The sequence below is a fragment of the Gammaproteobacteria bacterium genome (genome assembly GCA_029882975.1).
Lineage (GTDB): Bacteria > Pseudomonadota > Gammaproteobacteria > SZUA-152 > SZUA-152 > JAJDNG01.
Map to the genome: position 1 here is coordinate 48,417 of JAOUJW010000010.1, position 17,841 is coordinate 66,257.

The following is a 17,841-nucleotide window of genomic DNA, read 5'->3' on the forward strand; positions in this document are numbered from 1 at the left end:
CAGCGGGAATTCTTAAAGTCTGGACTGTTGATCCAGTGCCCACTCTACGTGTTCTCGCACCAAAATCGAAGGGTGGTATTTTCGATTCAGTAAGGCGTGCCGGATGGCGCTTGTCGGGGTGGCATTGCCTAAAGCTACCGCTAGATTTCTGAGCCAACATTCATAGCCGATACGACGTATGGGACTGCCTTCAAACCGGGTTCGGAACTGAGACTCAGTCCAGCTAAACAAATCCACCAGGGTAGCCTGATCCAGGCTGTGACGACTATGAAAATCCATCTCCTGACTGATATGGGCAAAACGGTTCCAGGGGCATACCAGTTGACAGTCATCGCATCCGTAGATGCGGTTACCCAGGGAAGGACGAAATTCCGGTGGTATGGATTGCTTCAATTCAATGGTGAGATATGAGATACAGCGCCGTGCATCCACCTGATAGGGAGCAACAATCGCCTGGGTGGGGCACGCGTCCAGGCATTGTTGACAAGTACCGCAATGGTTACTGGCCGCGTCATCGGCAGGTAGGGGTAGGTCAGTGTAAATCTCCCCGAGGAAAAACCAGGAACCGGCATTTTGTTGGATCAAATTACTGTGTTTGCCAATCCACCCCAGTCCGGCTTTTTCGGCCAGAGCTTTTTCTAACACCGGTGCGCTATCAGTAAATACCCGGTAGCCGAAGGGGCCGATATGGTTTTGAATGCGTTTTGCCAGGGCTTGTAGACGTTTTCGCAGCAGCTTGTGATAGTCACGGCCCAAGGCGTAGCGGGAAATATACGCTTGCTGATCGTTATGCAGTACTTCCTCCGCGGTATGCATGTTTTCCGGCAAATAATCCATTCGTGCACAAATAACGCTGATGGTACCGGGTTCGATTGCCTGCGGCCGGCTGCGTTTTACCCCATGGCGCTGCATATAGTCCATTTGTCCGTGAAAGCCTCGCTCCAACCAGTTGAGTAAATGGACCTCAGCGTTTTGCAGGTCGATGTCACTGATTCCCAGTTGCTGAAAACCCAATTCAATGCCCCAGGACTTGATATTTTTTACAAGTTGTAAAAAATCCATGTTGGAGTATGGTTTCCCGGAGTCTGTCATGGTAAACCCCGGTATATAATGTATAAATAGGTCATTGGTTTTAGTTTCTGGATCAGTGAAAAAACAATCGTAAATTAAACTATCAAATTATGAACTAAATTATGAACCAAAAGCGCAACAACATTGAAGCTATTTTGTACACGGCGGCCCAGGTTAGAGAATTGGACCGAATCACCATTGAGGAGCAAGGCATTCCCGGTATGACCTTAATGGAACATGCCGGTGCGGCGGTGTTTAATGCATTACACCGGCGTTGGCCGCGTGCGCGTAACATCGCTGTGCTGTGTGGAGTGGGTAATAATGCAGGAGATGGCTATGTGATTGCCCGATTAGCCGATGCCGCCGGTCTGCGCACTCGTGTGTATCAAGTGGGTGATCGCGCCAAGCTCAAGGGTGACGCACTGACGGCTTTTGAACGCTTGGAAGGCAGCCATGTGGAGATTCGGCCGTTCCAAAATGACAGCTTTGAAATGTACGATGTCATTGTGGATGCTCTATTGGGTACGGGTTTGCAAGGAGCGGTCAGCGGAGATTGGCTCAGCGCCGTAGAAAACATCAATCAAGCTCGGGGTACGGATCTGAGTACTCCGGGACAGGCCACGGCTGTAGTTTCTGTGGACATACCAACGGGCTTACACGCCGATACCGGTCGAGTGTTGGGCGCCGCGGTTGAGGCTGACCTCACCGTGACCTTTATTGGTTTAAAGCAAGGTTTACTCACTGGTGCCGGCCCGGACTGTTGTGGTGAAATTCTGTTTGATGATTTGCGGGTACCACACGAGGTTTATGAGCAAGTTCCCGGTTCCTGTCGCTCCTTTCGGGTCGAAGACGGTGCGGTGCTGACTCCAAGAAAGAAAACCACATACAAGAACCAATGCGGTCATGTTTTAGTGGTGGGTGGTTTTCGAGGTCTTTCCGGTGCTGCACGGATGGCGGGCGAGGCCGCGTTGCGCTGTGGCGCGGGTTTGGTGAGTGTGGCCGCTCATCCCGATACTGCGGGTACTCTGAATATCGCCCGGCCTGAACTTATGAGTCATGCCGTGGCCAGCTCGACGGAATTGCTACCCTTACTGCGCAAAGTAGATGTGGTAGCCATTGGCCCCGGACTAGGGCTGGACCATTGGTCGGTACCGCTTTTCGATGCCGTGATTCAAACGAATAAACCCTTATTGTTGGATGCCGATGCCCTGACTCTGTTGGCGGCAAAGGGCCACAAAAATGCCCAATGGGTATTGACCCCGCATCCCGGTGAGGCGTCTCGCTTACTCAATTGTCCCACGCACGAGGTGCAGGATGATCGGTTTTATGCCATTAAGGAAATCCAGCAACGCTATGGGGGAGTGTGTGTTTTGAAAGGGTGTGGCACATTGATAAGCGACGGTAAGGAGACCGTTTTGTGTCCCGCAGGAAATCCCGGCATGGCCGCTGGAGGCATGGGTGATGTACTCAGCGGTGTGATTGCAGCATTAATGGGGCAGGGCTTGGATCCCATGACTGCGGCTCTTGAGGGGGTGGCTGTGCATGCAGCAGCAGCGGATCTAGCGTCACAGGCCGGGGAACGTGGATTGCTCGCTACAGATTTATTTGTGCACTTACGCAATTTGGTCAACAGGGGAGAATAAGGGTGCGTCTTTGGCATTTGGCCGATGAGACGGCCATGATGGATTTGGCTCGATTGCTGGCCCCGGTTTTGAAGAACGGCATGACGGTGTATTTACACGGTGATTTGGGCGCCGGAAAAACAACACTGGTTCGTGGTATTTTACGGACTTTGGGTCACCAAGGCGCTGTGAAAAGTCCCACTTATACTTTGGTGGAGCCTTATGAATTGGAAGGAGTCACGTTGAATCATTTTGATTTGTATCGCCTCGCCGATCCCGAAGAGTTGGAATATATGGGCATACGAGATTACTTCGGCAGCCATGCTCTGAATTTAATTGAATGGCCGGAAAAAGGCCAAGGTGTCTTACCCTCTGCGGATTTGCACTGCTATCTGGAGTATGAAAATGGCGGTAGACGTCTTACCTTGGAATCCACCTCGGCAGAATTGCAGCGAGTCATTGACCGTCTTGCACTCGTCGCTGAGTAAGTTTGTTATTTTTACCAAAAAAGCGTAAGTGGCAAGACAGCTTTGAGCTGGTATACTTGAGACACTCCTGGTCGATGCTATAGGGTTAAAGGTGTAAATATTGCATGACACCGTACTACTGGATATTGGCTCGTGAATCAGGTCCGAGCGAATCAATACGATTGATGTGGCCCGGAGAACACAAGCATGACACGAAAGAACAAGATGAGGCGGCATGTTTGCTAGTAAAAAAACCATAGTTTGGGGTGTTCTGGGTCTGGTGGCAGCCCTGGTAACAGCCGTCGTAACCGCAGCCCCCCTGACTGAGATCCAAGGGCTGCGTTTGTGGGCCGGGCCGGAGTCCAGTCGTCTGGTATTGGATATCAGCGCGCCGGTCGAACACAAAGTGTTTGTCCTAAATAATCCTCTACGCGTGGTGATCGATCTGAAACAGGCTCGTATGGGTGACCGTGTTACCACGCCCAATGCCAAAAACAGTGTTGTAAAGAGTATTCGCAGTGCTGCCCACGGTGATGAGTTGCGCATTGTCTTGGACATGAAACAATCCGCCAAAGCCAAAAGCTTTTTACTCCGTCCGCATCAAAATTACGGTCATCGTCTGGTGTTGGACTTGGACAATGTTACCTCGGATAGAAAAGCACTGAAAACCGTCAAACCCAAGCCTCACCGCCAACTGCGCCCTTTGGTTGTGGCCATCGATGCCGGTCATGGCGGTGATGACCCCGGTGCAGTGGGTAAAAACGGCACCTCGGAAAAAGATGTGGTGTTGTCTATTTCTCGACGCCTGCACGATATGCTTAACCGGGAAAAAGGTATTAAAGCCGTTATGGTGCGCAGCGATGATTATTATGTGAGTCTGCGCAGCCGCATGCAAAAAGCCAGAGACAAGCGCGCCGATTTGTTTATTTCCATCCATGCCGATGCAGTGGAGAATGGAATGGCAGAGGGAGCTTCGGTATACGTGTTATCGCAAAAAGGTGCCAGTAGTGAAGCAGCTCGCTGGTTAGCCTCCTCGCAAAACGATTCCGATTTGTTGGGCGGTGTCAGTCTGGATGACAAAGACGAATTGCTGGCATCCGTGTTATTGGATTTGTCCCAAAATGCCACGATAGCCGCAAGCACCTCAGTAGGCGAAACCGTATTAGGACAACTGCAACGGGTGACTAAATTACATAAGGATGAAGTGGAAAATGCCGGGTTCGTGGTGCTAAAGTCGCCGGATATTCCCTCAATATTGGTTGAAACCGGCTTTATTTCCAATCCCAAAGAAGAATCCAAATTGCGTAGCCGGCATTACCAGCACAAAGTGGCCTTGGCGTTGGTAAAGGGTATTAAAAGCTTTTTCCACAAAAATCCCGTTGCCGGAACCTATTTTAGTCGTAGCCAGGTAGCGGGAGGCCACCAAATGTATGAAATCCGCAAAGGTGACACTTTAAGCGCCATCGCTCGACGATACAAAGTGGATCAGCAGCGACTGCGTCAGGTGAATCAACTCAGTAACGATACTCTTTTACCGGGGCAGATTCTACGTATTCCTCAGGTGTTGTGAGGCTCGAAAATCTCCTCCAAAGATGTCCGAACGCAACACAAGCCTTGTGATGTCAATCACAAAAGCCCACAAAAGATCTATATAGCCGCAACATCCTATTTACTCCCTCCATCATCGGCCGTTAGTTCTCCTATGACGCCGATGAAAACTGTATTCCTGATTTTGTGCTCTTTGACGCTTTGTTCTTGTACTGCCGTATTGATACATGAAGCGGATTCTGATAAACGCTTACAGAAAGTGGACCCCGGTTCCACAATAGTTTTGGATGCTTATGAAAAGGATGGTTCGGCTTATATTTGCATCCGGCAAACCAAAGTATCGGAGGATTATTCCAAACACGCCCGTTTTGATTACGTATTGAGAGTCCCGTTGCCATCCAATCCGGACATGCGTTTTACCTATCATTCCGATTCAGATTATCCTTCATATAGAGCAACAAAAAAGGATGTTGTGCAACAAAGTTGTGTACCAAGCGGAGAAAAACTGAGTATGCTACAGGTAACAAGCTCGGAGACCGTCGTCTTGCCGGAGGATAGTAATCACGCAATATATGTACGATATGCAACAAAAACGAACGAAGCTCCGGTGTTGCTTGCATTGGGGTATGTGGGCAAAGAAGCTATTACAGTAAAACACCGCATCAGCGCACGCCAGATAAATGTACATCAATACAATATAGATTTAACCTACAGTGGACTGTTTGACCACCCCCGATCGGCAAAACCTATTTTAAAATTGCTGGCGCCAATAACGGTGGCAGTGGATGTGGCGCTGACTGCAGTGGTACTGACGGTCCTGTCTTATTTTCATTGGTAATGTTCTGTAACACGTCGACTGACGTGTTCAACGATTTCTTTGAACCTTGCCAAATATCCTAATACTAACTAAATTATGGGGATATGACTGTAATTTTTATCATCGCTACCGCTTTGGTCGTTAATGTTGGAATTGGCATTAAGGTTTATCTGCGGCTTAGGCGAGGCAAACCGGTGACGGCTGTTGCCGTTGCTATCGGTACAGTAGTCGTGTTGTCGTCACTTTGTCCCATACCCACTCATGGCGGTATTAGTTTTCTGGGTGAGCTTTTGATCGATGACCTCTATCGTTCTGTGTTGAAACCCGTAGTTGATCCCGGTGAAGATGGCAAAAGAAAACATTTTTTAAAACAATTGGAGCAACGTTTTAAAGGCATACTTGCGTTTAAAACCGGAGCGGATTTGGGCGGAGGCTGGTTCTTTGTAACATTGTCCGGGGGAGAGAGCGCTTGGTATGAACGGCAAAGCGGCTTGGTTTGGAGCACGCCCCTGGTCTTTTCCCGCACCGAGCCGATGATGGCATTAGATTCCGCCAAGCAACGTTGTCGCCGGCTCCATCCGCATGGTTACTGGGCTTTACCCACGGAAGCGGAGCGTTACCAGTTTTGGCGTGCCGCCGGGATCAAATATTTGCCCCACAAAGCGGAGCCTGCCATGGCTTATATTGTGGACACACAGCTGCGCATGGAGGTTCCCAGTGTATCTTTGCTGTCGCAGGGGAATAGTTCAGCAAGCGGCGACCTTAAACCATTGTTGATTCGATGTGTCGCTCTGGGCCCAGGGGCACCGTTGCGGGGCTATGTTCAAAACGACATCAGCTTGGAACAGTGGAACCGATTCCAAATCTCCAAGCTAAAGTAAAGTATCAGAATTAAACGATGCACATGGAGTGGAACTTTTATTGCGTTAGACTGCCATAGTTTGTAACACCACATCCAGAGGAAAGGCTATGGATTCCATGGATAAGAACAAACAGGATTTTTACTTAAAACTGCGCGGCAAACTCAATGCCTGGTCCCAATCCCGCAAGGGCAGTGGCAATCCCTGGGTAGAGTATTTGTTATTTGCACCGGACCTGTTTCACTTGTTGTGTAAACTGTCGCTGGATCCGGATGTGCCCACCCAGGAAAAAGCCAAATTGGGCTTGGCGATTACTTACTTCGTGTTTCCGCTGGATTTGGTTCCGGAAATTCTACTGGGTCCCGCCGGTTATGTGGACGACACCGCCTTGGCCGCATATGTATTACACGGCTTGCTTAATAATGTATCAAAAGACGTGCTGATTAAACACTGGGCCGGAAAAGACAATTTGCTGGAAGTAATTCAAAAAACCTTGAAAGCAGCGAACGAAATGTTGAGCGCAGGTGTTTGGGGTAGTTTGAAGCGCATTGGTGGTAGACACTGAACTGTTGATAAAAATACATTAAAAAAACGGCCCCATGGGAGCCGTTTTCAAATCAGTTGTTACCTTAATTTAACTGCACCATTACAAAACCGGAAGTCAGCATTCCGGTGTCCTCATCCAGTAACCCGGTTGCTACAACACCTCGAACTGCGCTGCCGTTATTCAAACGAGCCTGCAAATCATTGAGGTAGTTGCTGAAGGAAAGATGCAACTGCCAAGTTCCGTTGTCACGAATGTAGTACAGGCCCAGATCAAATACATTGGAGCGAAGCACGGGTGCTGTTGTTAATTGCTTGAGGTCGATGGCGACTCCACCGCGGGCATAATGGTGAAACAGTCCCGTACCGTTTAGATCCAGACTGACTGTATTGGCAACGCTGTCAATGGATAATGCGGTTGTTGACGTGGCAGGCCAACCCACCGCCATAACACCTTGTACCTTGGATAAATCAATAATGGTAAGTGCGCTGAAATCCGGATCAGCGGCAGTACCAAAGGGAGTGACGAATCCGCGAAGTTTCACCACCGTTCCGGTGTTAATATTGGTCAGATCCAGAGTACCGCTGTCAATTTGGTAGGCAGTTGGATCGGCATCCATTTGGGCGCCGCTACCGGTGAAATCAAACAAGGTGAGGCGTCTGCCATCGATGCTTTGCAGCTCTACCACCAAGGCAGGTGAAGTGCTGACCACGGTAGCACGCAAAGTGGTCAACTGCATGTGAGCGTAGCCGTCGGTAGCATCCAGTTCCAGGTTTTGAGATGAAGCATTGGTGAGTGCTCCAAAAACGGAAATACGTTGTCCTATGGATATATCTGCTGCAGTTGCTGTTTCCATGGACATTTGCCTGCGTACGACGGTATTGTCGCCCACCGTTACCTGAACCTGATCATTAAAGATAACGCTGCCACCGGCACGGACTAAGGTGGCACCTTTCACAGTAAATACATTGCCGCTACGACTAATGACATTACCGCTGACCACATCCATATCTCCGCCGGGTACACTGGAGCCGGCCATGACGGCGCGGGCTTCAAATCGCACGGGATTAAATTTCAAGTCCCCCAATACAATGACACCGATCAGCGGATTTTGTTGGTTCAAAAGATCCAAACCTGCGCCGCCTTGCAGGCGGGAACCATTAATGTCATATACGGTTTCGTTGTTCGTTGTTACTTTTAAGGTACCGAAATTTTCGTCACCGCCACTGATCAGGTGGATGAAGGGACGTATGATCAGCCGAAACCCCGAGTCTGCAACATCCACCGATTTTAAAGCGCCCCGGGCTCGGTGAATCTTGGGCGATTCCAGATCTACTTCCGCCTGCAAGAAAGGCTGTACCGTGACCACCGGCGTGGCACCGCTTAGATCTACCGAATGAGAAGCACTCAGGTCAAAATCCAATGTTAAATGTGCCGGAACGCCGGGGCCAATAAACAGAGAGTTGCGGTCTTCCAGCTTAACGTTCAATTCCAGTGTGGTGATTGTATTTCCGGATTCGTCCTGTAAAGTACCTGCAGCCACTGCATTGCCGCTATTGTCTTCAATCTGTATGTCGGCGTTGCGGTAGTCCAGCGTGATTTTGGCATTCACATAGGTGCCGGTTGGGATAGTTGCGGCAGTCAGAAATTCCGTCATTTCGGTGTATTGAGCAAAATCCACCCGGGTTGCCACCGGGAGTGTCTGAATGACCGCCCCGTTGGCTTTGGTGAGTTCCAGGGCGACCACATCCACGTTGTAGCTGACAAAATCTCCAGGTGCGTCCGTTAGCCCGATAACCACTTGGCCTGTATCCGAATCCTCGGTTGTCTGCGGACCACATCCAGTGGTCAAAGCAAGTATCAATACCAACGCCGGCGCGACGCTGATTCCGTTTAGCTTGGATTTTAATTTTTGAAATATCATGGTTATTCCCTCTTGGTTTCTCTTCCATACTGAAAAGACGGCAAGCGGGGAGATATTTGAAATAATGTGAAAATTCACACTAATGGGTGAGGGGTGTCGAAGCGAGGGCTAACCCACCATGCAATGTGGGGTTCCGTTAGGTAAAACCAAGGTGAACGTAGAGCCGTGTCCGAGTTCGCTTGTAACCGTTATATCACCCCCCATGAGGTGGCTTAAACGTCGGGAAATCGTGAGCCCCAGGCCGGTGCCGCCGTATTTAACCGAGGTTTTCTTATCGGCTTGTGTAAATGCCTCAAACACCCGGGAAAGCTGCTCTTCGGTCATGCCGATACCCGTATCTGTGATGGCGCAAGTTGTATATTTATCCTGGCTGGTCACATAAATATTGATTTCGCCGTTGTGGGTAAACTTGGTGGCGTTGCTGATTAAGTTCAGTATCACCTGGCGCAGTCTCACCGGATCCGCCAGTACCTTATTGTTGTTATCGCTAAAATGAAACTGTAGCGTGTTGCGGTTTCTTTCTATCAACGGTTGTACATCGTATCGAATTTCTTTAAGAAAAGGCTCAAGCTTGATGGGTTCGGTGACCACTTCCAATTTACCGGCCTCTATTTTTGATAGGTCCAGCATGTCATTGATCAGGCGATTAAGATGACTGGCGGAACTGCGGATTTTGTTCAAGTCGTCTTGTGTATTCTTATCCTGGGTGGTATCCAGAATGAGTTCACTGTAGCCAATAATGGCATTTAGGGGCGTACGTAACTCATGGCTGACATTGGCAAGAAAGTCGCTTTTTATTTTATTGGCGTTGCGAGCATCGTCTCTTTCGCGTACCTGCAGTTTCAGCTCTTCAAGCCGGTCCACCAATTGATCCGATAAGTACTTAAAGGAGCGTGCCAGGGCGCCGACTTCATCGTTTTGTTTTGAAATCGATTCCGGCAAATCCAGGTACTTATCGCCTTGGTTGCTATGGACCAGATTCGTCAACAAACTAATGGGTTTGGTCAGACTTTTAGTGATGATCAAACTACCTACAATTAACACCAACAGGGTGGTAGCCAGCATTCTCACCAGCCAAACAATAGAATCATCTTCAGTGCTGACCCCACTCTGAATCGCATAGGCAATGTGGGCATTGGCGAGGTGTTTACCGGTGAAAGAAATAGGGTGAATGATTTCCTTTGCTGATCGGGAGTCTTCCAGCAGGAAAACCGGTTTAACTAAGATTTCATCGCTGTTTGTTGCCGTGGGCATTACATCGCCCACTCGATTCATATCTGTGTGAGACAGTATGGTACCGTCGGTTCGAACCACCGCTGCATAAAGATAGCGTTGTTCCGACGAGGTAACCGTAACCAGATCTTCCAAAAGGGTATAATCATGGGTCAGCAGAGCCTCAATACTGCTTGCCGCCAGTGTGCGGACTTGGGATTTAGCCTGATGAAACTGAAATGCCTCCAATCGGTGGTTGGCATTTTGGATCAGCAGGAAACCCATACCGACAATAGACACAGCGACAAGCAATATCAAACTAAATACAAATTTAGTATGCAGGCTTAGTTGCATGGTACGGTAGAGTCTGAGCCTATAGGTTTGCTTCTTTTTTCAAGTGCTTTAACCTGGTTTCCACTTGCTCGTTATAGGGCACAAACTTCCCAATTTTCATATTGCGCAGTGGTTTCATGGTATCTTCGTCGGCGTTTAAGAGCGCCTCACGAACTGTTTTTACCATGGCGTTATCAGATTCATGGGTGGTAAATATAAGACCTTCCGGGAATGCGTCCGTTTTATCGAAAAAGGTGAGTTCTCCCGTATCTACTTTTTTGGATAAGATACCATAACTGACATCACACATCACGGCTGCATCAGCTTCACCGAGCATGACCATGTAGGCTGCCTTTTTAAGGTCTTTTGTAAAGTTGATGTTTACCTCTTTATCGATATCGATACCGTGTTTCATCAAATAGGCCTTAGGGGCAAGATAGGCACCGGCTCCAAATGGGCTGATTAACGCTATTTTTTTCCCTTTCAGTTCGCTGACACTCTTGATAGGACTATCGCTTCGAACCAGAAACCGACCCTGGCTATAGATGCTATTACTGGTGTTTTCCATTTGTACCACGGGAATAATCTTGGCGCCCTCTTTCAATAGATCGTACAAATAGGAATTGGCGAACACAAAATCCACTTCGGCCAGTGTTTTTTTAGCTTGCTCCAAACCCCTGGGAGTAACTATGTCCACCTTCATGTTTAGTTTTTTCGACAGATAGTCGGCCAGGGGTTTCCATTGTGAATGGATTTTTTTTGCCGGCGCCGGCATCAAGACAGCCAAAGTGACCGATTTGACCGCAAGCGTTGCGGGTTGGGTTTTAGCTACCACTGTTCCAGCAATTGTAGAACATAGAAAAAACAACAAGATAGATAGAGAGGGCAAATTTTTCATAGTGGGCTCGTTGGTTTATTGGGATATGCATTAATATCGGTAGCTTTGCTTGAAATTTGAGTCAAGGTGGCATTTTCATAGCTTTTTTGATCGACACGAAATAGTTTAGCGGTTAACTCGGGATATACGCTAAGCATCTGAAGCTAAATGTATTCCGAATGTCACACTTAACGGTTTTAATCTGGAAGTCATTCCAGTAGAATAGTGGCTTCCGGTTGCGTAAGCATTTCAATCGGGTCCAGGTGCGAACACGTGGTAATGCACTGAGAAACCAGCTGTTTATATTGTTCCTTCGGGAGGCTGCTTAAGTAGGAAACTTAGTATGCAGGGAAGTATGGTAGTCCTGTAAATGCGTTTCCAGTCCCGTCCTCGTAAATTTCCCTGGTATTTTCCATCGTTGATGGAGTCAACGCCGTAATTCTTTGCACAGAGGATTGATTTATGAAAACAATAAATCGGTGGAGATCGACTGGTTTGATTTCCGGGTTATTTTTTTGCTTGTATGCACCAGTGTCATTGTGGGCGACAGAACAGTCGTACACATTGTTTGAATCCGGTCAGGTTCGACCCTTGGCATTATCACCCGGGGGGGATCGAGTTTATGCGGTAAATACACCGGATAACGCTTTAGAAGTATTTTCCGTTACCGACAGCGGTCTTAAACACGAGGCATCTATTCCTGTGGGATTAGAGCCCATAGCCGTGAGTCTGCGTAACAAAAATGAAGCTTGGGTAGTAAACCATGTGTCCGATAGCGTTAGTATTGTGCGTTTGGAGCCCGGCAAAGAACGTGTTGTCAAAACTTTATTAGTTGGCGACGAGCCGCGCGATGTGGTTTTTGCCGGTGCTAATAATAAACACGCGTTTATAACCACCGCACATCGTGGTCAAAATGTCCCCTATGATCCGCAATTAACCACTCCTGGAGTGGATCGCGCGGACGTTTGGGTTTTTGATGGAGAAAATCCCGGTGACAATTTAGAAGGTACTCCGGTAAATATTATCACTTTGTTTACCGATACACCCCGTGCATTGACGGTTTCGGCCAACGGTCAAAACGTTTTTGCAGCCGGTTTTAAAACCGGTAACCAGACCACCACTGTTTGGCATCTGAAAATTTTGCAAAACGGTGGTATTCCAGAGCCCAGCACTAACATAACCGGTGAATTTATTCCTTCTTCCGGCCTGATTGTTCGTTACAACGGTGAGCATTGGGTTGATGAAATCGGTCGTATCTGGGACGAACATGTGAAATTTAATCTGCCTGATAGAGACGTATTCATCATTGACGCTAATGCCAACCCTCCCGCATTGACTAATGCCAAACTGAAGGATTATTCCGGCGTGGGTACGGTATTGTTTAACATGATTGAGAACCCTGCTAACGGTAAAGTGTATGTAAGTAACCTGGAAGCCAGAAATGAAGTGCGTTTTGAAGGCCACGGTTATGTGGCAGGTAAAACCGTACGTGGCCAATTTATTCAAAACCGTATTTCTGTACTGGATAAAAAGGGCGGGGTACAACATCGTCACTTGAATAAACACATTAACTATGAGAAGGAATGCTGTGATCCCATTCCCAATGATGAAAATGCCCGTAGTTTAGCCACGCCCATGGGCATGGCGATCAGCCAGGATGGGGCAACTTTGTATGTTGCCGCTTTCGGTTCCTCTAAAGTAGGAATTTATAATACAGCCGAACTGGAAAAAGATACTTTCGTACCTTCCACCGATGATCAAGTTAACGTCAGTGGTGGTGGTCCCAGTGGTTTGGTTCTGGACGAGAGACGTAAACGTCTGTATGTGTTGACTCGTTTTGATAATTCCGTCTCCGTCATTGACACCAACAGCAAAGCGGAAATGGCACATGTCGCAATGTACAACCCTGAGCCCGCCAGTGTCATCGCCGGCCGCCCTTTCTTATACGATGCTTCTTACACCTCCAGTCGGGGTGACTCATCCTGTGCAGGGTGTCATATCTTTGGTGATATGGACCAATTGGCCTGGGATTTAGGCGATCCGGATCTGGTAAGCGTACCCATGTTTGGACGTTTCCGTAACACTGCGGCGCTGCTCAACTCGCCAGTTAAACATGAGTTTTCGCCTATGAAAGGCCCCATGACCACACAAAGCCTGCGTGGTATGGCCAACCACGGTCCTTTGCATTGGCGCGGTGACCGTACCGGTGCCGACCCTGTTATGGAGAACAATGTGCAGCCCGATGGCGGTCAGTTTAACGAAGACGTGGCGTTCAAAGCCTTTAATCCGGCATTTGTCGGATTGATCGGTCGCGACAAAACCCTGAGCGATGCAGAAATGGACGCTTTTACCCAGTTTGCTTTGCAATTGACCTATCCACCCAATCCAAACCGTAATCTGGACAACTCTTTAACTCCGGAACAGCAGGGTGGCGCGGACTTTTTCTTCGGTGCCAAGGCAGATACTTTCTTCGGCTGTTTTGAGTGTCATGTTGTGGACCGCGATGGTAACCGTGAATTTGGCGTAGCCAAACCCGGCTTTTTCGGTACGGACGGGTTTTACAACGTGACGCGTTTGTCCACTCAGGCCCTGAAAGTACCGCACTTGCGAAATATGTATCAGAAGATCGGCATGTTCGGCTTCCCCAATATTCCACAGCACTTGCCGGACGTAGAAGGTGAAGAAAACAAACACATGGGTGATCAAATTCGTGGTTTTGGTTTTCATCATGACGGCAGTCGCGGAACTTTGTTCTTACAACAAAGCGCCCGTGGATTTATTTTCCGTGAGCCGGGTACGAACGGTCCTAGGGATCCGGGTAATCCTAACGGCTATCCACGTGACCGTAGCCTGGGCGATCCCATACGTCGTCAAACGGAGCAGTTCCTGCTGGCTTTCGATACCAACTTGTTTCCTATTGTTGGCCAACAAATCACTCTGAGCAAAGGTAATGGCCATATTGTGGGTGCACGTATCGATTTGTTAATACAACAAGCCGATGCCCAACAGTGCGATCTGGTGGCCAAGCAACAAAATGCGGGTTATTTGTATCTGGGTGGTGGCATGTTTAAGGCAGACAGCGCTGCAGCGGCTCAACTGAGTGATGCGGCTTTACGCGATAAAGCCAATGCCGACTCGGGTGAGATTACCTATACCTGCGTACCCCCGGGTTCAGGAACGCGTATTGCTATCGATCGCGATGAAGACGGGATTCTCAATGGGGACGAAGTCTGATTTTTGAGACGCAATAAGTGAAGAAAAGGGCTGCAAGTACGCAGCCCTTTTTTTTGTCGCCGGTTTTCTGCTTTTTGGTGACAAATATTTGACGAGGTCACGTTGAATCTGTTCACACGCTCACCACTGATGAGATGCTGTGTGATCCGCATGATGGCCTATACTTTAAAGAGACGGTTATTTGAAATAAAATTTCATAAAAACAATTAGTTAAAATTGTTTTTTTTCGTTTGATTGTTGGCATTGTTAATGCTGCCTATTGTCCGCAATCGTTGCACATCGGATAGACTAAACCTTGCACGAATTCGGGGGATTCCTATGAAAGAGTTGTACTGGACCATTTTTCCCAAACAAGAAAAATCGCAGAGACAATGCAGCGTATCCATCGCCAATCGCGGGAAAACCGCTTGTTCTGTTGTACGGGTCGAGGATCAGACTATCGTACGTCAGTTACGTACCGGTTTCGCTTTATCACAAAAAGACATCGAGTTATTACGATGGTTGGGTAAGCATTTAAAACATCAGCAAGCGATTGATGTATTGGCTGCCTACAAATTTATGGAACCTGTCACTATCTACAATGATCACCTTGATCCTCAGTCCTGCGTAACCACCTTTCGGCAACCAAGATATTTTCCTTGCCGTGCCGCCGTTTTGATTAATCGTGCCATGGTGGATTGTATTGCTGTGGAGAAAAATATTGTCGGCGATATTCTTTGTGTAACCATGAAAGAATTTCGGTATGCCGATGTCAAAGGTCGCACCCAAACGGTTCGGGGTATAGGGGTGTTTCAGGTGCCGGGAGATAAGGTGATTTCCACTTTAGTCAATGAAAAAACCCACAGCGGTTAATGCGTCACGGAGTTGGAATGCTTCCACACTGCACCGGGTAGCCTCTGATTTACCGCTGCGTTGTTTACATGGATGTCGGTAAGCAACGTGAGTAGGGCGCCCTGGCGTCAATCATCCTTGCTTCTCAGCCCGGATTCCTTGCAGGACAGCACACATTTGTTACCACGATAATCCGCTGGGTGAAACGGCCATGATGCCAAAGTTGGGTTTGGAAAAATGTGGCTAATTAAAGTACTATGGACATAGTCATCCTTACCCTTATGCACAACACGTGAAAATAGCCATACTCTCGGATATACACAGTAACCTGGAAGCCATGATCGCCTGTTGTCGTCGGGCTAGATCTGTTGGTGTAAAGCGTTATGTCTGCTTAGGGGATATGGTGGGTTATGGGGCGGATCCGGTGCCGGTGCTTGACTTGGTGATCAATCTTCCCGGACTTATTGCTGTACGAGGCAATCATGATGAAGCGGTTCTAACCGGTGAATATCACAATGTGAATCCCGCTGTGCAGCTGGTTTTCGCCTGGACCCGCGGAAAATTACTGGATCGGCATCGTCAGTTCCTACAGGAATTACCCTATGTGCAAAACGCCTATGGCGCGGTGTTTGCCCATGCTTCGGTTCACAATCCTCAATCCTGGCCTTATTTGCTGGACATGGTTTCCGTGAGAAATTGCATGTTAGCTGCCCCCAGGCCGGTCGTATTTACCGGCCATACCCATCTTCCCGCATTGTTTCATGAAACTGCCGCGGGGGGCATCAAGCAACAGCTGGTTCGCGAAGACAGTGTTATTCCTGTATACCAAGGGAAGCGTTATTTCGTTAATGTGGGGTCGGTAGGACAGCCCCGTGACGGTAGCAGTACCTCGAGTTTTGTGGTTTATGATACGGTACAACGTGAATTAACCTTTCACCGAGTAGCTTACGACTATACGCAAACGGCCAAAAAAATCTTAGAGGCGGGATTTCCTCCGCAATTTGCCGAGCGCCTGGCAGGCAGGAAACAAGGGCCATGACGGCAATCCATGAATTGGCTCCTGGAGATGAGTTTGACGGATTTACCCTTCAGGCACTGGAGTCCAGGCGTCTATATCATGATTTGTATCGGGTGGTTCACCCCGATTATGATTTACCATTAATCCTAAAAGCCCCCCGCATCAATATAACTTTACCCGCCGCAGTTTTAACCGCATTTGAGACCGAAATGCGAATTTTGTCCCGCTTGCGTGGAGTCTATACCCCCAAAATTATCGCCAAAGGCGATTTGGAAACTTTACCCTACCTGGTGATGGAATACGTGGAGGGGGATGCCTTGCAACAGGCCGTCCACAGGGCGCCTGTTGATATTGACGAATTGCGACAGTTGATGGTTCCCGTGTGCAAGGCTGTACACGAAATGCATCGGCACAATATTATTCATTTGGATCTAAAACCGGGAAATATCCGCAATCGCGGTGATGGTCGTGCGGTTATACTGGATTTTGGCACGGCGCACCACAGCCAAATGCCGGATCTCTACGAGGATCCGCACAAACAGGCACCCCGTTCTTATCCCTATGTGGCACCGGAGCAACTGCAAGGTGTGCGTACCGATTCGCGCAGTGACTTGTTTGCCATAGGCGTAATTCTATACCGTTTGGCTACGGCTGAGTTGCCATTCGGTAAGGGCGATCCCTTAACGGTGAAAAAACGGTTGTTTTTACTTCCCAAGCCACCGCGCCTGCTAAACCCCGAAGTCCCTCCCTGGTTGCAGCAGATTATTCTTACCTGCCTGCAACGGCGCGCCCAGGATCGCTACGCCAGTGCCAAACAGGTGGCGTATTATCTTTCTCATCCCAATGCGGTGCCCCTGACCCAACTGGCGGAATTGACACGTAAACCGGGCTTGATGGCAATAATGAAGTCCTGGTTTAACACGGATAACGAACTTCAGAGTCAGCAGAATATGCAACCGCGCGAACGTATAGCCGGAGCTTCTCATGTGCTGGTGGCTGTGGATTTGGAACACACCGGCCAGGAACTGCGAACTGCCATGCAACATACCTTGCGTCGATTAGCGCAACAGGATAGGAACATCTATTTCACTGTCATGACAGTAATGGACGATGCTGAGCTGGATGGGCGCGAAGACTTCTCAGACATAATCGATCAAGAACGTCCCGGACATATGCACCGGTTAATGGAGCTGCGTCATTGGATGAAAGCCTTGCCCATTGCCAAACACCGTATTCATTATCAAGTGCTTCAGGGTAAGGCGGCACGCGAGATATTGGATTATGCTAAATACCATGTAGTGGATCATATATTGCTGTGTGCTCGTAGCAGCAGCGGATTAAGTCGTTATTTGGGCAGCGTATCTACCAAAGTTATGGCTGAGGCGCCATGTACTGTGACTGTGGTGAGAACACGTTTAGGGTAGGTGTGTGCTTCCTTGCGGGTACGGGCGGGTTATCAGAGCATAACCCGCTTTAAATTGAA

The 17,841-nt window shown here is 48.6% G+C and carries 14 protein-coding genes; 10 read left to right on the forward strand and 4 right to left on the reverse strand.

Annotated features, from left to right (window positions below; all coding sequences use genetic code 11):
* Nucleotides 1-12 precede the first annotated feature (12 nt).
* Nucleotides 13-1,092: a tRNA epoxyqueuosine(34) reductase QueG gene (gene queG / locus OEY58_09320; GenBank protein ID MDH5325646.1), complete on the reverse strand. Its 1,080-nt coding sequence runs from the start codon at nt 1,090-1,092 to the stop codon at nt 13-15.
* A 101-nt stretch (nt 1,093-1,193) separates the two neighbouring features.
* Between queG and OEY58_09325 the strand changes: the two genes are divergently transcribed.
* The 6 genes from OEY58_09325 to OEY58_09350 all read left to right on the forward strand — a co-directional run bounded on the left by OEY58_09325 (nt 1,194) and on the right by OEY58_09350 (nt 6,950).
* Entirely contained in the window at nt 1,194-2,714 is a 1,521-nt protein-coding gene (locus OEY58_09325; GenBank protein MDH5325647.1) for an NAD(P)H-hydrate dehydratase, read from the forward strand.
* Nucleotides 2,711-3,181 (forward strand): tRNA (adenosine(37)-N6)-threonylcarbamoyltransferase complex ATPase subunit type 1 TsaE, encoded by a 471-nt coding sequence (gene tsaE / locus OEY58_09330; GenBank protein ID MDH5325648.1) that lies wholly within the window; start codon nt 2,711-2,713, stop codon nt 3,179-3,181. Before OEY58_09325 ends, tsaE begins: the two co-directional genes overlap by 4 nt.
* Before the next feature lie 214 nt (nt 3,182-3,395).
* Entirely contained in the window at nt 3,396-4,730 is a 1,335-nt protein-coding gene (locus tag OEY58_09335) for an N-acetylmuramoyl-L-alanine amidase (GenBank protein MDH5325649.1), read from the forward strand.
* Nucleotides 4,731-4,871: 141 nt separating this feature from the next.
* Nucleotides 4,872-5,546 (forward strand): hypothetical protein, encoded by a 675-nt coding sequence (locus tag OEY58_09340; GenBank protein ID MDH5325650.1) that lies wholly within the window; start codon nt 4,872-4,874, stop codon nt 5,544-5,546.
* 83 nt (nt 5,547-5,629) lie between these two features.
* Nucleotides 5,630-6,406 (forward strand): hypothetical protein, encoded by a 777-nt coding sequence (locus OEY58_09345; protein MDH5325651.1) that lies wholly within the window; start codon nt 5,630-5,632, stop codon nt 6,404-6,406.
* A gap of 88 nt (nt 6,407-6,494) precedes the next feature.
* Nucleotides 6,495-6,950: a DUF1232 domain-containing protein gene (locus OEY58_09350; GenBank protein ID MDH5325652.1), complete on the forward strand. Its 456-nt coding sequence runs from the start codon at nt 6,495-6,497 to the stop codon at nt 6,948-6,950.
* A 64-nt stretch (nt 6,951-7,014) separates the two neighbouring features.
* Here OEY58_09350 and OEY58_09355 read toward each other — a convergent pair whose 3' ends face one another.
* The 3 genes from OEY58_09355 to OEY58_09365 form a co-directional block, all read right to left on the reverse strand.
* Nucleotides 7,015-8,853, reverse strand: a complete 1,839-nt coding sequence (locus OEY58_09355) for a DUF4382 domain-containing protein (GenBank protein ID MDH5325653.1) — start codon at nt 8,851-8,853, stop codon at nt 7,015-7,017.
* A 108-nt stretch (nt 8,854-8,961) separates the two neighbouring features.
* Nucleotides 8,962-10,419 carry a HAMP domain-containing histidine kinase gene (locus OEY58_09360; protein ID MDH5325654.1) on the reverse strand — a complete coding sequence of 486 codons (1,458 nt, stop codon included), beginning with the start codon at nt 10,417-10,419 and terminating at the stop codon, nt 8,962-8,964.
* Between the two features lie 19 nt (nt 10,420-10,438).
* A complete protein-coding gene (locus OEY58_09365) occupies nt 10,439-11,296 on the reverse strand; it encodes a PhnD/SsuA/transferrin family substrate-binding protein (GenBank protein MDH5325655.1) in 858 nt (285 codons plus the stop codon).
* Nucleotides 11,297-11,737: 441 nt separating this feature from the next.
* On the opposite strand from OEY58_09365, the gene OEY58_09370 reads away from it, so the two are divergent.
* The 4 genes from OEY58_09370 to OEY58_09385 all read left to right on the forward strand — a co-directional run bounded on the left by OEY58_09370 (nt 11,738) and on the right by OEY58_09385 (nt 17,782).
* Nucleotides 11,738-14,509 carry a hypothetical protein gene (locus tag OEY58_09370; GenBank protein MDH5325656.1) on the forward strand — a complete coding sequence of 924 codons (2,772 nt, stop codon included), beginning with the start codon at nt 11,738-11,740 and terminating at the stop codon, nt 14,507-14,509.
* 318 nt (nt 14,510-14,827) lie between these two features.
* Nucleotides 14,828-15,361 (forward strand): hypothetical protein, encoded by a 534-nt coding sequence (locus tag OEY58_09375; protein ID MDH5325657.1) that lies wholly within the window; start codon nt 14,828-14,830, stop codon nt 15,359-15,361.
* A gap of 271 nt (nt 15,362-15,632) precedes the next feature.
* Complete coding sequence (locus OEY58_09380) at nt 15,633-16,379, forward strand: metallophosphatase family protein (protein MDH5325658.1); 747 nt, start codon at nt 15,633-15,635, stop codon at nt 16,377-16,379.
* Nucleotides 16,376-17,782: a bifunctional serine/threonine-protein kinase/universal stress protein gene (locus OEY58_09385; protein MDH5325659.1), complete on the forward strand. Its 1,407-nt coding sequence runs from the start codon at nt 16,376-16,378 to the stop codon at nt 17,780-17,782. Before OEY58_09380 ends, OEY58_09385 begins: the two co-directional genes overlap by 4 nt.
* Nucleotides 17,783-17,841 lie beyond the last annotated feature (59 nt).

Coding starts and splice junctions, on each gene's coding strand:
- queG (MDH5325646.1), bottom strand. CDS start 1,092: ATGACAGACTCCGGGAAACCATACTCCAACATGGATTTTTTACAACTT.
- OEY58_09325 (MDH5325647.1), top strand. CDS start 1,194: ATGAACCAAAAGCGCAACAACATTGAAGCTATTTTGTACACGGCGGCC.
- OEY58_09335 (MDH5325649.1), top strand. CDS start 3,396: ATGTTTGCTAGTAAAAAAACCATAGTTTGGGGTGTTCTGGGTCTGGTG.
- OEY58_09340 (MDH5325650.1), top strand. CDS start 4,872: ATGAAAACTGTATTCCTGATTTTGTGCTCTTTGACGCTTTGTTCTTGT.
- OEY58_09345 (MDH5325651.1), top strand. CDS start 5,630: ATGACTGTAATTTTTATCATCGCTACCGCTTTGGTCGTTAATGTTGGA.
- OEY58_09350 (MDH5325652.1), top strand. CDS start 6,495: ATGGATTCCATGGATAAGAACAAACAGGATTTTTACTTAAAACTGCGC.
- OEY58_09355 (MDH5325653.1), bottom strand. CDS start 8,853: ATGATATTTCAAAAATTAAAATCCAAGCTAAACGGAATCAGCGTCGCG.
- OEY58_09360 (MDH5325654.1), bottom strand. CDS start 10,419: ATGCAACTAAGCCTGCATACTAAATTTGTATTTAGTTTGATATTGCTT.
- OEY58_09365 (MDH5325655.1), bottom strand. CDS start 11,296: ATGAAAAATTTGCCCTCTCTATCTATCTTGTTGTTTTTTCTATGTTCT.
- OEY58_09370 (MDH5325656.1), top strand. CDS start 11,738: ATGAAAACAATAAATCGGTGGAGATCGACTGGTTTGATTTCCGGGTTA.
- OEY58_09375 (MDH5325657.1), top strand. CDS start 14,828: ATGAAAGAGTTGTACTGGACCATTTTTCCCAAACAAGAAAAATCGCAG.
- OEY58_09385 (MDH5325659.1), top strand. CDS start 16,376: ATGACGGCAATCCATGAATTGGCTCCTGGAGATGAGTTTGACGGATTT.